Source organism: Geothrix rubra (assembly GCF_030268065.1).
Lineage (GTDB): Bacteria > Acidobacteriota > Holophagae > Holophagales > Holophagaceae > Geothrix > Geothrix rubra.
In genome coordinates, this window is sequence record NZ_BSDD01000002.1 from 357,131 (window position 1) to 371,883 (window position 14,753).

General features: G+C 63.1%; 10 protein-coding genes and 1 other RNA gene. 9 read left to right on the top strand and 2 right to left on the bottom strand.

Features of this window, described 5'->3' with window-relative positions; genetic code table 11:
* Positions 1 to 51: 51 nt before the first annotated feature.
* Positions 52 to 442, top strand: a transfer-messenger RNA (tmRNA) gene (gene ssrA / locus QSJ33_RS06380).
* 360 nt (positions 443 to 802) lie between these two features.
* Here ssrA and QSJ33_RS06385 read toward each other — a convergent pair.
* Entirely contained in the window at positions 803 to 1,456 is a 654-nt protein-coding gene (locus QSJ33_RS06385; protein WP_285723731.1) for an alpha/beta fold hydrolase, read from the bottom strand.
* A 253-nt stretch (positions 1,457 to 1,709) separates the two neighbouring features.
* Between QSJ33_RS06385 and QSJ33_RS06390 the strand changes: the two genes are divergently transcribed.
* On the top strand, positions 1,710 to 3,077 hold the full coding sequence (locus QSJ33_RS06390; RefSeq protein ID WP_285723732.1) for a hypothetical protein: 1,368 nt from the start codon (positions 1,710 to 1,712) through the stop codon (positions 3,075 to 3,077).
* On the opposite strand, the gene QSJ33_RS06395 is transcribed toward QSJ33_RS06390, so the two are convergent.
* Positions 3,078 to 3,863, bottom strand: a complete 786-nt coding sequence (locus tag QSJ33_RS06395; RefSeq protein WP_285723733.1) for a hypothetical protein — start codon at positions 3,861 to 3,863, stop codon at positions 3,078 to 3,080.
* 408 nt (positions 3,864 to 4,271) lie between these two features.
* Between QSJ33_RS06395 and QSJ33_RS06400 the strand changes: the two genes are divergently transcribed.
* The 7 genes from QSJ33_RS06400 to QSJ33_RS06430 all read left to right on the top strand — a co-directional run bounded on the left by QSJ33_RS06400 (position 4,272) and on the right by QSJ33_RS06430 (position 14,515).
* Positions 4,272 to 6,134, top strand: a complete 1,863-nt coding sequence (locus tag QSJ33_RS06400; RefSeq protein ID WP_285723734.1) for a sigma 54-interacting transcriptional regulator — start codon at positions 4,272 to 4,274, stop codon at positions 6,132 to 6,134.
* A 557-nt stretch (positions 6,135 to 6,691) separates the two neighbouring features.
* On the top strand, positions 6,692 to 6,871 hold the full coding sequence (locus QSJ33_RS06405; protein WP_285723735.1) for a hypothetical protein: 180 nt from the start codon (positions 6,692 to 6,694) through the stop codon (positions 6,869 to 6,871).
* Between the two features lie 341 nt (positions 6,872 to 7,212).
* Positions 7,213 to 7,497, top strand: coding sequence for an STAS domain-containing protein (locus tag QSJ33_RS06410; protein ID WP_285723736.1), 285 nt, complete (start codon positions 7,213 to 7,215; stop codon positions 7,495 to 7,497).
* Between the two features lie 24 nt (positions 7,498 to 7,521).
* Positions 7,522 to 8,601 (top strand): efflux RND transporter periplasmic adaptor subunit, encoded by a 1,080-nt coding sequence (locus QSJ33_RS06415; RefSeq protein ID WP_285723737.1) that lies wholly within the window; start codon positions 7,522 to 7,524, stop codon positions 8,599 to 8,601.
* 2 nt (positions 8,602 to 8,603) lie between these two features.
* Positions 8,604 to 13,031 carry an efflux RND transporter permease subunit gene (locus tag QSJ33_RS06420; protein ID WP_285723738.1) on the top strand — a complete coding sequence of 1,476 codons (4,428 nt, stop codon included), beginning with the start codon at positions 8,604 to 8,606 and terminating at the stop codon, positions 13,029 to 13,031.
* A gap of 29 nt (positions 13,032 to 13,060) precedes the next feature.
* On the top strand, positions 13,061 to 13,762 hold the full coding sequence (locus QSJ33_RS06425; RefSeq protein ID WP_285723739.1) for a TetR/AcrR family transcriptional regulator: 702 nt from the start codon (positions 13,061 to 13,063) through the stop codon (positions 13,760 to 13,762).
* Positions 13,763 to 13,927: 165 nt separating this feature from the next.
* The gene (locus QSJ33_RS06430) at positions 13,928 to 14,515 is read left to right on the top strand and encodes an outer membrane beta-barrel protein (protein ID WP_285723740.1); all 588 of its coding nucleotides are present in this window, start codon (positions 13,928 to 13,930) and stop codon (positions 14,513 to 14,515) included.
* Positions 14,516 to 14,753 lie beyond the last annotated feature (238 nt).

Here is a 14,753-nt window from a genome sequence, read left to right on the forward strand (position 1 = left end):
CCCCACAGCCGCATCCTCGCGGGGATCGGTTTCGTGGGCGATCAGTGCAACGGGGGTGACCGGTTTCGACAGGTCATGAACCCGGGTGCCTGGTGCAGGCGGGGGTTGGACGGCTGGCCCCCTCATCAAGCCGCCCAAATCAAACTGCCAACGATAACTTCGAACTGGCTCTCGCTGCCTAGGGCAACCTAGGCTCCGAGCGAGTCCCCGGGATCTCTGGGTACCGGGCTCGTTAAACCCCTGAAAGGGTGGCTTCGGCCTGCCGGACAGGGCACCAGATGGGCCGCCCCGACGCCCCCTGAGGGCGGCCGAGACCTGGGGGCACACGTCCCGAGCGGCTCGTCCGTTCCCCGCCGGGAGGTTCCAAGAGCGGACCAAGCCTGTGGAAGAGCCGCCATCCGGCATGTCTTGGACGTGGGTTCGACTCCCACCACCTCCACCAAGGGAGAGCCCCCGCCTGCGGGGGTTTTCTGTGGTGGGAACCATAAGATGTCCGTTTTGTCAGCTTATGGTTCCTATTCGGGACCGGTCAGTTGATGCTTCCTGCCCCTCGAAAAAGTGATGAGCGTAGCGCCGTCGCCGAGGAATAGGACCTCAACGTTCGAGTTCAGCGGGCAACGACGAAACGCTAGACCCAAGCTGGCGAGAATCTACCGCGTACCGCCTGACAGGGCCTGGTGGTCTGCCCTTGGCGCTCCGCTTGGGCTCGGCCATACCTCCTCGTAGAGCTTCTCGCGGTTCACGGACATAACTCTAGCTTCGCGATCCGAAGGGGTTAGGTCTCGCTGAGTAAATAAGTGCCTCAAGTATGAGCCAATAAAATCTCGACGAAGGCTTCCGGCCTCAGGCGCGGAATATTGTGGCCGCAGTCGAAGGCGAAAGTCCTCCAATCTTTATCAACGCTCAAGCGTTGATAAAGATCGAGAAATGGGCTTCCATCCCAACCGTGTGCGCCGACGAAAATTTTCCGTGGAATGGTGCGCCAACGTCCGCTCAGTTCGATTGCCTGTAGGAATGCACCAATCGGGTGTGGGCGACAGCGAGGGTCCAAATTCGGCGGAGGTACACAATTCAAACCATCGGTCGCCGCTCCCGAGATGAACGAATCACGGAAGCGAGGGCTCGTCAGTGACCAGACCGAGTCACCGGTCTCCGGCACGTAGGCATCGGAATAGACCAGCGCTCTGACAGTGCTTGATTCAGCATCGGCTGCGCCAGTCACCACCATTCCCCCATACGAGTGACCGACCAGTACGACCTCATCGTGGCATGCTTTGATCGCGCGAATGGTCTCGATGATATGAGAGGAAAGATTCGCTGTTGGAGCGGGCTTGTCACCAAGCCCCGCGAGAGTCAGCGGTTGGGCATTGTGTCCGTGTGATTCGAGCAGTTCTGCGACCCTCTCGAAAGCCCAACCTCCTTGCCAACCTCCAGGCACCAAGATGAACGTAGTCATTCTTCAAATTTTCCTTTCGCGCAAATTGATGAAACTGGCGACCATCACCGACCTTGTGGAGAGGCCTAACGAAAGAAGGTATCCGCGAACCTCAGCGTGGCAACCTTAACCCAGGACTTCCACCATCCGTGGTCTAGAAGTGGGGAGGATGTCATGGATTCCTAGCCCGATGCTGTTCGTTGAATCTATTATAGGGGGCGATTCGTTTAAAGATGTCGCGACATCAACAATGAAATAAAAATGAGGTCATTGCATGCGGCCCAGTTCTGATTCCTCGGCGGTGACCTCGATGGACACAGCCCAACGCAAACTGATGCTTGGCATCGTCACTGCGATGTTGCTGGCATTTGCTGTCGTGATCGCCGACCTGGCGAGCGGTGGCCGCCCTGATCCGCCGGGATTGCGCGCTGCGGCGACTCTGCTCGATGGGACTTGGCGATTCCATACCGGCGATGACCCACACTGGGCGGAAGCCAACACGGACGATCGCGACTGGGAGACGGTCAATATGACCGCCGTACCGGGCAGCCACGACAGCGATGTGGGGCTACCCGATTATGTAGGCGGGTGGATGGCACACGGGCATCCCGGATATCACGGCTACGCCTGGTACCGGCGCGTGGTGACGGTGCCGTCCAAACCCACGTCGTGGGACATCCTCGGACCGACACTTGTGGAGGATGGCTATGAGCTCTATTGGAACGGCCAGCTGTTAGGTGGTTCAGGCAGGCTCGGTGCGGCCCCGCGGCTCGTCGGCACGCGACCGCTCCAGTTCACCCTGCCTTCCGATGCGGCGGGCACCCGTAATGTGCTCGCTCTTCGCGTGTACATGGCTCCCGGCTCCGGTGTTAGCGCAGACGGCGGCGGCATGCACAGCGCGCCCATATTGGCCCCGCGACCGATGAGCGAGGCGCTTCACCGTGTGCAATGGCAGCGAACCATCGCCGGCTACATCGTCGATTTGATCGAGCCATTAATGATGTTTGCACTCATTGGATTGGCATTCTGGTGCCGGCCTCGAAGCAACCACGGAGCGTTCCTGCTCCATGCCAGCATCGCACTCGCGCTGATGGCGGCGAGGCGCCTCAACAACGCGATCCTCGCGTGGACCGATCTGATGGATCTGGCGACCTATGCGTGGCTGGCCTCCGTGATGTGGGTGCCAACAGTGGCCCTCTGGGCGTCGGCCTGGAATCGCTGGTGCCTGCCGCCGTGGCGAAGCATTGATGTGTCCGCCGCGCTGCTGGCGGTCTCCGCGGTGGTCGGCGCCGTGATCCATTCGACGAGTGTGACCAGAGCCAGCCGGCTCGGGTTCATCGCACTGTTTGTCGTGATAAGCGCACGTATCGCCCGCCGCGGATCCGTGCGGCCCCTGGCCCTCGTCACATTGGCCTCCATCATGGCCGCGCTGTTCGGCGGCGAGCTGCTCGATACGATCGGCGTACTGGGCATCTGGTTTCCGTTCGGTATCGGCGTATCCCGGACGCAATATGTCTACGCGCTCGCCATCCCGCTCCTGGCATTCTTGATCGTAAGATCGATGCCTTCAATAAGATCGGATCAGTCGGCCGACGTTCCCCCCGATAATTGGCCCGGCCTTAGTGTGGATTTTGGGCCATGATCACTTGGCTCGGAAATTGAAACCACACCCGAGGTTCTCGAGCATCTTCCTGCCTGCATCTTCCATCTGGTAGTCCGGCGGCAAGTCAAAGGCAGATGAGGAGATGGGTCCTTCCTCGATGCGGGTGGTGGTGGTCGTGCTCGGTCCCACGACGGGTAGCACGACGCGGTAATTCAACGCGATGCCCTGGACCTTGGCCAGTTCCTCACCCATCTTGACGGCCGGGGCGGGTGCGGGCTGCAGCTGGCCGAGGAGGGTTTGAAGCCTGAGGAAGCGCTGATAGGGGAGGGCGGGCCCCGGCGGATGGACCGAGGGGTCGTTGCTGGTCTCGATGATCATGGGGCCCAGGCAGATCTTCCACTTGCGGCATTCGTGACCGAGGAGGATTTCAGTTCCCTGCTCCTCCACCCTGACGGTGGCATCGCTGAGACCCATCGCCCTCAGGACCAAGGGCGGCAGCGTCTTCAGCCTCTCCCTGGAAACCTCCGTAGCGAGCTCAAGGTCATCCCAGCTCATCTTCTGGATGAGCTTCTTCCTGTGGTCGATGCCGTAGGAGACCCCCTGCTGGAAATCGACCAGGAAGTCCACCTGGCTCTCGGGATGGTTGATCCGCATGAACCGGGAGGACCAGAGCTGGGTCTGCTCCTCTTCATGGCCGCGGCTGCTGCAGGTCTGGGTGAGGGTGAGATCGGCGGCCAGGAGGCTGACCGCAGAGAGGAGGAGGGCGACCATCGCCGTTGGAACCGTTCGCATGAGCATGCTCTTTCCAGGGATATCCCGAGCCAACCCCGCGCTTGCCCCAGGATCCGGGAACGCGGGGAGGGTCGTGCGGTTATGGAAGGGAGAGGGACGGGCAGCCTGCCCCGGAACGCGGGTGCCAGCGGGGGCAAGCTGTTCTCGCCCATCCGATGGGGTCCGGCGTCTGGCCAGGAATCCTCGATTCGACCGGAGGGGTCCGAGAGATCAGGGGCAAAGCCCGCGATCCTTGTGGAGGCTGGGCTGCGGAGGCTCGTGATACCTGGCGCCTCGTGAGCCTTCGTTCCAAGACCTGCGCCACCCTTCACCTCCCCTTCGAGTCAAAGCTGCTAAGGGCAGGGAGGGTGCCAATCCAGGCAATTCGAGGTAATCACACATAAAATTCAGCTTAGCGAGATGGCGGATCCGCCCTGCGCAACCTGGAGGCGAGGATGTGGCTTGATTTCGCCGCGACGACGCCATTTCGTCACGAGCCGACCCTCCCGATTCCCACCTGTTCAATCGATCAACAGGAACCGGCGCATCGGATACGAAACCCATGCACTGGGTCTGCGCGCGGGGATCCGCGGTTGCGGTTTGTGGATCTGGATCCTGACCAGATGCTATAACCCCGGTGAAGGATGCCGCATGCAAGACGATCAGAATCCACCCGCCCCTCGCCAAGGTCGACCTCGGCAGGAAGGCCAAGGAGGGCACGGGTCCCTTGCCGGCCGCGGAAGGCGAGTCGCGTTGCGCAAGCTGAAAATCCTTCGGGGCTTCCGCGAACGCCTGCACGAACTGACGCAGGAACGCGACGAACTGCACCTCGTCCTGCACATCAACAAGCTCCTCCTGAACAACCTCGAGCCTGAGCAGCTGTTCACAGCCATCTCCTCAGCCCTGTGGGAGCGCCTCCACCACCACTACATGACCCTCAGCACCCTGGAACCGAGCGGCGCCAGGGAGCGCCTTCGGCTTCTGGACTTCCCGCGCTCCCCGGGGCGGTTGAAGATCGGCGACCAGGTTCCAGAATCCCTCGAGCGGGTCAATCTTGGGATTGATATCAACCAGATCAATGTCCTTGGGCAGGACCAGATCGCCGCCCTTCTGCCACCGGAATTGGCTCGCCTGCACAAGCAGGAACAGATCCAGTCCATCTGCCTCATACCCCTGTTCTCCCGGGGCAGGACCCTCGGCGTGATCAGCCTAGGGAGCCAAAACGAGAGGGCCTTCCAGGGTGCCACCTTGCGCCTGCTGGAACTGGTTGCGGGCCAGGTCGCCCTCGCTCTCGACAATGCGATGGCCTTCCAGGACATCCGCCACTCTCGCGACAAGCTCGTGGAGGAGAAGCTCTACCTGGAAGAGGAAGTGGCTCAGGACTTCGCAACCCAAGAGATGGTCGGGGCCAGCCCCACCTTTGCGAAGGTCCTCCAGCAGATCGAAACCGTGGCCCCTTCCGACGCCACGGTGCTCCTGCTGGGGGAGACGGGGACTGGCAAGGAGCTCCTGGCTCGGACCATTCATGAGCGCAGCAAACGGAAGGCTCGTACCTTCGTCAAGCTCAATTGCTCGGCCATCCCCATGGGCCTGGTGGAGAGTGAACTGTTCGGCCACGAGCGGGGAGCCTTCACCGGGGCCATCGCCCGGAAGGTGGGCCGCTTCGAGTTGGCCCACCTGGGGTCCCTGTTCCTGGACGAGATTGGCGACCTGCCCCTGGAACTCCAGCCCAAACTCCTGCGCGCCATCCAGGAACGCGAATTCGAGCGCCTGGGCAGCACCCGGACCATCCAGGTCGATGTCCGGCTGATCGCCGCCACCCACCAGGATCTGGCTCAGATGGTCGAGAACGGAACCTTCCGCCGGGACCTGTTCTACCGCCTGAACGTGTTCCCCATCCGGGTTCCGCCGCTGCGCGACCGCAGGGAGGACATCCCCAACCTGGTCCGCTATTTCACCCAGAAGTTCGCCAGGGCCATGGACAAGCGCATTGAGCGCATACCCGCCGAGACCATGGAATTCCTGGTTCGATGGCCTTGGCCTGGGAACATCCGGGAGCTTCAGAACCTGGTCGAGAGGTCCGTGATCCTCAGTCCGGGCCCGGATCTGCGTGTCCCCATGGGTGAGATGATCCTTCCGGCAGACCCTCCGCCGGTCGCCGCCACCCAGACCTACGAGGACCTGGAGCGCCAGGGCATCCTGGATGCGCTGAAGGCGAGCGGTGGTGCCGTGGGGGGCCCCCATGGCGCCGCCGCTCGCCTCGGCCTGAAGCGCACCACCTTGCACTCCAAGATGAAACGGCTCGGTCTCGATCGGCCCAAGTGACGACATGAAGTCGCGAGACGCCATGTCGTCACGTCACCGCGGCGTAATGGTCGGGGGACGCCGATCCTAGCCGAATCAAATCGTTCTCCTGCTGCAGCTCCGGCAATCCGGGAAGACTGGCATCGGGTGTGCGCTGAGGCTCCGTGACTGGAGGCCCGACGTGTTCCAAACCCGGGGCGAAAACGGACTGGATGCCGTGCGGTGGACCGATGCCACCCGACGCTCCGCGCTGCGGGTCCTGGGCCGGTGCTTGGCCTTTCTGCTTGCCTTGGTCCTGCTCCAGGCCCTGTTGTCATGCCGGGGACCCTATTTCACGGAATCCCACCTGGAGAAGGATCGGATTCCCGAGCTGAAAACGTTCAGCATCGACCGGTCACCAGATCCCAGTCTCTTCATCTGGGATATGCGTCCGATCCCGTTCGAGGAGTTGAGGCCGATGGTGTCCGACCGGGTCCAGGAGAAGGGGTACCGGCTCGCATCGCCTCAGGAGGCCGATTTCCGGATCATCCTGACCACCTTTCACGGAGGAGTCGACCCCGCGCAGCCGGATTGCGGTCGTGGAGATCTACGAGCGGTCCAGCTCCCAGAAGCTATGGTCGGGCCACGCCGAGATTCCCTATCAGATTGATCCGAGCGTCGGGGTGGCGAACCAACCCACCTTGACCGGGCTGCTGGACCTCATTCCTCCTCGCACCAAGGCCCTGCCTGCATCTTCAAACGCCCACCTGAAGGACTGACGGCGCGCCTCCCTTGATGGGATGGAAGCGCCGCCTCCCGGCGCTTACCTGAAGCAGAATCCGCACGGAGGGCCTGCGGGGTTCGAGATCCAGGGTGGGAGGAGCGCGGTCCGGCCGACCAGCTACGCGGCTCCGTTCCTGTCGAGACGAAGTGACTCGGCTTCGACCGGGCCAGGTGACGACATGGAGTCGCAAGACTTCATATCGTCTCGACGTGACGAGTCCATCCCCCGGATGGAAGAGCGGGTGTTTATTTAAATTGTTGAATTTATTTTTGTTACTTTGGATTTCATTTCTTGGCATCAGGTGTGCCCTTAGGACTCCGTGAACGGAGGCCCTGTGTGCTGAGAATCCATGTAGAAAACGAAACCAATGCCGTCCGGCTGCGCCTGGAAGGGAAGCTCATTCATCCCTGGGTGGATGAACTGTTCCGGACCTGGATGGACACCTCGCCCCGCATCCCCGGCCATTGGGGAGTGCTGGTGGACCTGTCCGAGGTCTCCTTCGTGGACGCCCGCGGCAAAGCCATGCTCGCGGCCATGCGCCGGGCCGGGTGTTCCCTGCAGGGGCCTACCCCATTCATCGAAGCCGTCATCGAAGAAGTCGAATCCCTTTCCAAGGATTGATCCATTCCCTCCCAGGAGCCTCCCATGAAGCACCCCTTCCTCATCCTTTCTCCCCTCTGCCTGATCCTTGCCTGCGGGAATCACCGACAGGCTCCCAGCATCGTCAAGGCCAACATCAAGGTGGCCCAGCCCATGCGCGTCCAGGAGCTGGAACGCGTCGGCGTCAGTGGCACCCTGATCCCCCAGGGGGCATCCTCCACGGTGGCCTTCCAGGTGCCGGGCCGGGCCGTCAAGGTCATGCACCGGGAAGGAGACCCCGTGCGCCAGGGTCAGGTCCTGGCGGAACTCGATGCCGTGAATCTCACGCATGCCCTCGAGGCTGCCCATGCCCAGGTGGAAGCCGCCCGGGCCGGGGCCAACCAGGCCGACCAGGAATTCCGCCGGATGAAGCAGTTGTTCGACAGCCAGAGCCTGGCGCCGAACGATTTCGCCAAGTTCACCGCGGCCCGCGACGCCTCCCGTGAGCAGCTTCAGCAGGCGATCGCGGGGGAGGGTGTGGCCCGGAAGAACCTGGCGGAGTCCAGGCTGGTGGCCCCCATCAACGGGTTCGTGGTCCGCCGCCTGGTGGAGCCCGGCGTGACGGTTGGCGCCGGCCAGCCCGTCTTCGAGATTGCCGCCCTGGACCCCATCGAGGTGAACGTGGGTGTGCCCGAGACCGACGTGAACCTGGTCAAGGCGGGCCAGTCGGCCGTGATCACGGTTCCAGCGCTGCCTGGCCGGACGTTCCAGGGCACGGTGAAGCTGGTGAATGTCTCCGCTGACCCGGCGACACGCACCTACATGACACGCATCACCGTGCCGAACCGCGACCGGGAACTCAAGGCGGGCATGGTGGCGGAGGTGTCGATCACCGGCACCCGGAAGCTGGACATGCTCCTCCTGCCCATCGAAGCCATCGTCCGCGATTCCCAGGGGGCCACCCAGGTCTTCCAGTACTTCCCTGACCAGCACCGCGTCTACACCAAGCGCGTGGAGGTGGGGGCGGTGTACGGGCGCAGCATCCAGGTGCGTTCGGGCCTCTCGGGAAATGAGTCCATCGTGATCGCCGGCCAGAACGCCCTGCGGAACGGCATGAGCGCCGATCCCGTCCAGGAAGGGAAGTAGACATGAACAAAGCCATCAAAGCCTTCCTCCGCTACCCGACCATCACGGCCGTGCTCGTCATCATGGCGGTCGCGATGGGAATCCACGCCCTGCTGGGCATGCCCCGCACGGAGGATCCCACCATCACCATCCGGACCGGCATCGTCGCGGCGATGTACCCCGGCGCCACCTCGGAACAGGTCGAGAAGCAGGTCACCAAGACCCTGGAGTCCCACATCTTCAAATTCCAGGAGGTGCGCAAGGAGAAGACCTATTCCACCAGCCGGCCTGGTCTCGCGATCATCAACGTCGAGCTCGAGAAGAACGTCAAGAACCCGGATGTCTTCTGGGCAAAGCTTCGCCATGAAATGAACGTGGTGAGGGCCACGGAGCTCCCGAGGGAGGTGATGGGCCCGGTCGTGGATTCGGATTTCGGCGACACCGTGGCGATGCTCATCACCGTGAGCGGAGAGCACTACGGCTACCGGGAACTGCGCGACTACGTGGACCAGATCCAGGATGCCCTCCGCACCGTCCCGGAAGTCGGGAAGATCGCGGTCTACGGCCGGCAGAACGAACAGATCTGGGTGACCAGCGATCTGGAGCGGATGAGCCAGTATTTCACCGATCCGCGCATGGTCATGGCGGCGCTCAACCAGCGGAATGAGGTCCAGAGCGCCGGAAGCGCACGCACCGACAACGAGATCATCCCCCTCCATACGACGGGCTCCTTCAACACCGAGGACCAGATCAAGAAGGTGATGGTCGGCATGTCCCCGACCGGGCAGCCGATCTATATCGGCGATTTCGCCCAGGTGGAGCGGCGCTACCAGGATCCGGAATTCATGGTGCGCTATGACGGCAAGCCAGCCCTCATGGTTTCCGTGGAGATGCAGAAGGGCCACAACATCGTCGAGATGGGCGACAAGGTCACCGAGGTGCTCAACCGCCTCAAGCTCCAGCTCCCTCCGGATCTCCATCTGGACTACGTGGCGAACCAGCCCAAGGTGGTTGAAGAGCGAATCGCCGGCCTGGGCCACGAGTTCGTCATCGCCATCGGATGCGTGATCCTGGTGACGCTCCTCCTGCTGCCCATGCGGGTGTCGCTCATCGCAGCCCTGGCGATCCCCACCACCATGCTGACGACCATTGCCGTCATGAACGCCATCGGCATCCAGCTCCATCAGGTCTCCATCGCAGCCCTCATCGTGGTGCTGGGCATCGTCGTGGACGACGCCATCGTCATCGCGGACAACTACGTCGAGCTGCTGGACCACAAGGTCCCGCGTCCGGAAGCCGCCTGGCGCTCTGCAACGGAAGTCCTCGTCCCTGTGCTGGCCGCGACCCTCACGATCATCGCGTCCTTCCTGCCGCTGGTCATCATCTCCGGCAGCGCGGGGGAGTTCATTCTCGCCCTGCCCATCACCGTGGCGGTGGCCCTCTCTGTCTCGTTCCTTGTGGCGGTCTTCATCACCCCGCTCCTCTGCCGGACGTTCATCCACAAGGGCCTGCACGACCATGAGGCGGACCCCAAGGAGCAGGCGAAGAAGTTCAATGCCCTGGATCTTCTCCAGGATGCCTACAAGAAGGCCATCACCTACTTCATGGCCCATCCGTCCCTGGCCGTCGGGCTGGGTGTCGCTGGGGTCGTCCTGGGGGCCTTCCTCTTCCGGTTCGTCCCCCAGCAGTTCTTCCCCAGTGCCGAACGCAACCAGTTCGTCGTGGACCTCTGGATGCCCCAGGGAACCCGCATCGAGGCCACGGACGGCGTCATGAAGCGCATCGAGAACGAGCTGCTCCACGACAAGGAGGTCACCCACCTGGCCGCCTTCGTCGGGCAGAGCTCCCCTCGGTTCTACTACAACGTGAATCCCCAGCAGCCCGATCCCGCCTACGGCCAGTTCATCGTGAACACGGTGGATGAGAAGGCCACGCCGGCCCTGGTGGCGGACCTCCGCGTGCGCCTGGCCCGCCTGGTGCCCGAAGGCATGGTGCTCGTGCAGGAGCTTCAGCAGGGCGCCGTGCAGGAGGCACCCATCGAGTTCCGGATCTCCGGGGATGACGAGGCGAAGCTGAAGTCCATCGGTGGGCAGATCGAGGACATCCTCCACACGGACCCCCGGGCCCAGTTCATCCACACCGACTACCGGAACGATTCCCCGATGCTGAACGTCAACCTCAATACTGAACTGGCGAATCGCCTGGGCATCACCCACATGGGCGTGTCGAACCTCCTCAATGGCGCCTTCGACGGCGCGCCTGTGAGCACCTTCTGGGAGGGCGATCGGGCCGTCAACATCGTGCTCAGGGTCGACCCAGCCCACCGTGCCTCCTTCCAGGATGTGCGGGACACCTACGTGGGGTCCTCCATCGCGAGCGAGAAGGTGCCCCTGCGGGCCGTCGCGGACCTCGCTCCCGCGTGGCAAACCAGCCGCATCGTGCGCCGGAATGGGGTGCCTACGCTGACGGTCCGCTGCCTGGCGGCGCCGGGGACCTATGCCTCCGCCATCCTCAAGGACGCCCTGCCGAAGGTGAAGGCCCTCGGGCTTCCTGCCGGCTACCGGCTCGAACTGGGAGGCGAGATCGCCAACCAGAACGAGACGCAGCCCGAGATGGTGGTGGCCCTCGGCATCAGCCTCCTGGCCATCTTCTTCATCCTCATGATCCAGTTCCGGAACCTGCTGGAACCCCTGGTCGTCATGGCCTCCATCCCGCTTTCGCTGTTCGGGGTGGTCCTGGGGCTCCTCGTCACCCGCAACTCCTTCGGGTTCACGGCCTTCATGGGCATGATCAGCCTCTGCGGCATCGTGGTCCGGAACGCGATCATCCTCATCGACTACATCAAGGAGAAGCTGCACGAGGGGATTCCCCTTGTGGAGGCCGCCACCCTCGCGGGTGAACGCAGGTTGCGTCCCATCTTTCTCACCACCATGGCGGCGGCTGTGGGCGTGACACCCATGATCCTCTCGGGTTCGAAGATGTGGAGCCCCCTGGCCAGTGTCCTTGCGGTCGGCCTGATCTTCTCCATGTTCTTCACGCTCCTGGTGGTCCCCGTCATCTACGTGCTGGTGTTCCGGCCCCGGAAGAAGGCGGGCCCTGGCCTCGGGGTGGCGTCCATCCTTCCCCTGGTGGTCCTGGCCCTGGCCTTCGCCAGCCCGCTGTCGGCGGCGACGCCGGAGGCCCGGCACCTGACCCTAGAGGAAGCCGTGGCCAGCGCGCTCGACCACAGTTCGGGAGTCCGCATCGCCCGGGCCAAGGTCGAGGAGGCTGAAGGGAAGAAGCGCACGGCGCGAGCCGACTATTTCCCCCAGCTTTCCATGGACGCCACCTGGTTGAAGCGCAATGACCAGCCTTTCATGACCATTCCGGCGGGTTCGCTTGGAACCGTACCCGGCCTGGGCCCCTTCCCAACGCAGGACGCCAGCCTGGGCCAGGGAAAGACCCACCTGTTCCTCCAGAACCTCACCTTGAGTCAGCCCCTCACCCAGCTCTTCAAGATCCACCACGGGAACGAGGTCGCTTCCGCCGAAGAGCGGGTTGCCAAGGCTGAATTGCGGAAGATGGAGGCCGAGATCGCCTACCGAACGCGCCAGGCCTACTTCGGGCTGTTGATCGCCCAGGCTCAGATCACGGCGGCCCAAGAGGGCGTGACCGCAGCTGAACAGCAGGATCTGGATGCCAGGGAGGCGGTGAAGGCCGGCAATGCCCTGAAGGTGCTGCAGACCGGAAGCCGAGCGAAGCTCCTGCAGAACCGGGCCAAGCTGAATGCCGCCCAGGCCTCCGCCGCCGATCTCGCCTCGGAGCTCAACGACCTGATGGGGGAGCCCCTTCAGACCCCCCTCGACCTTGCACCGGTATCGCCGGACCCGAGGCCCCTTCCGTCGCGGGAGGCGATGTTGGACCAAGTCCGTCAGTCCAACCCCGACATGGCGGTCGCGAAGGCCACGCTGGAAAAGAGCCGCAGTGCCCTCAAGGCTGGGAAATCGGACTACATCCCCGAACTGGGTGCCTTCGTCCGCCAGACCCACCAGGATGGACTCCCCTTCGTCCAGGCCAATTCCACCTCCTACGGGCTTTCCTTGAGCTGGAACATCCTGGATTGGGGCAAACGATCTGGCGTGGTCCACCAACGGGCCGCCCTGGTGAACGCAGCCACCTACGACTACGAGCGGATCCGCAACCGGGCCGAAATGGATCTCGACAGGCTGCTTCGCAAACTGGATACCGACCGCCTTCAGGTCGAGGCCGCCGAGGAGGCCCACGCCATGAATGCCGAGAAGGCGCGTCTGGCTGGCAATCAGTTCGGGTCTGGGCTCATTCCCGCTTCCAAGAAGCTGGAAGCGGACGCGGAGGCCAGGGCTTCCGAGGCCGATCTTCTGGCCGCCCGCCTGGGGCTTGATCTCACCCGTGCCGAGCTCGATCGGCTTCTCGGAGGGGGGCTGGTTCCATGACCGAATCCAGAGACGACCGGGAATTGTCCTTGCTGACCCCGAATTCACGCCTGCTCCTCCTCAAGGCAGCCATCCGGATCTTCGCCGAGAAGGGGTTCGAGGGGGCCTCGATCCGGGAGATCGCCGAAACGGCGGGAGTCAACAGCAGCCTCATCTCCTTCCACTTCGGAGGCAAGGCGGGCCTGCATGCCGCGGCCCTCCACTTCGCGGCCCGGATGGCGAAACACACGGCCAAGACCATGCCCATGCCGCCCTTGCCCGTGGGGCCGTTCGCGGGCAAGTCCGCGGTGATCCGACAAGCGGTCACGGCCCTTCGGGCCTATATCCGGGAATTCATCCGGATGAGTATCCGCCTGAATCCGAGCCTCCCCGCCGAGAAGGATCCCGAGCTTGAACGAGCTGTCCTTGTGCTCATCGCCAAGTCCATGATCTACCCCTCGGAAGCGTCCATGGGCAGCCTCCTGGAGGCGATTCAGCCCCACATCGACTACCTGCATCGATGCCTTCACGTCCTCCGATCCGACCTGGATCACGATGGGAGGGTCCGGATGGGGATGAGCATTCACGCGCAGCTCCTGTTCTTCCTCTGCCACCAGGACATCCTTGCTCGCCTGTTGAACGAGCCTCCCTGCCACGAGGACGACCTGGCCCGCCTGGTGACCCACTTCCTCAAATTCAATCTGAATGGGCTGGGAATCCCGGACGAGTACCTCGAGCTCGAGTCGCCCTGAGCTGGAGACGTCCACTCCCCCGAATAAAGCGATCACTGGCTGACCAGCACCTTCGGCATACCCAACCTGCCACGGCCTAGCTGAAACGTTTCGTCCCCTTCCGATCCCGCGATCGGATTCCACCCCCATCCCGATTCGGGATGGCTACTCACCAAGGAGAGAAGCATGCGAAAAATCCACCACCTGGCCCTCGGCCTGTCGACGCTTGCACTCAGCGGCGTCTCCCTATCCGCCCAGCAGTACAGCTTCGGCGGGCAGGTTTCTGCGGCCATTCCAACGGGTCCCCTGGCCAGCAAGGATTGGCAGGACGGAAAGCCCGGTGCGGGCGTCGGCGTCCACATGGTCATCGACCTGCAGGGCGGCCATGCCCTCGTGCCCCGGCTGGATTACACCCGCTTCAAGAAGTCGGAGTCCGGGGTGGACCGCAAGGTCCAGACCTACCAGTTCGGCGTCGACTACAACTACTTCCTCAGCGGGAAGGTGAACATGGGCCCCTACCTTGGCGCCGGCATTGGCTTCGGTAGAGCCAAATACGAGCTCACCGGCTTCGGCTACTCCTCCAAGGACACCGCCAGTGACGCCTACGGAGCCGTCGAGGGCGGCTGGATGTTCACCAGGAACCTGGGCGCCGAACTCCGCTACACCTGGAGCCCCTACAAGCCCGAAATGGCCGATTTCACGCCTCGTGGTTACACCGGCAATCCTACGGTGAACGCACCTGGCCTCAATGCGAGCTTCATCTTCCGGTTCTGAACGGGGGATTCCCTTGGGCGGCGGCTGACCAACCGCCTCGTCTCGGGATCGTGGTACTGCCAGGAGGGAATCGATCGAAGGATCGTCCCTCCTGGCGGCTACCCGACACCTGGCCAGGGGATCCCTCGCTGTCCATGGCCACCCTTGAGGGTCTGATCCGTCCTGCGGAATGTCAGTGCCCTCCAACCTCTGGGATATGCTGACATGACCTTTCGAACTGACGTGAGCGAGGGGATTC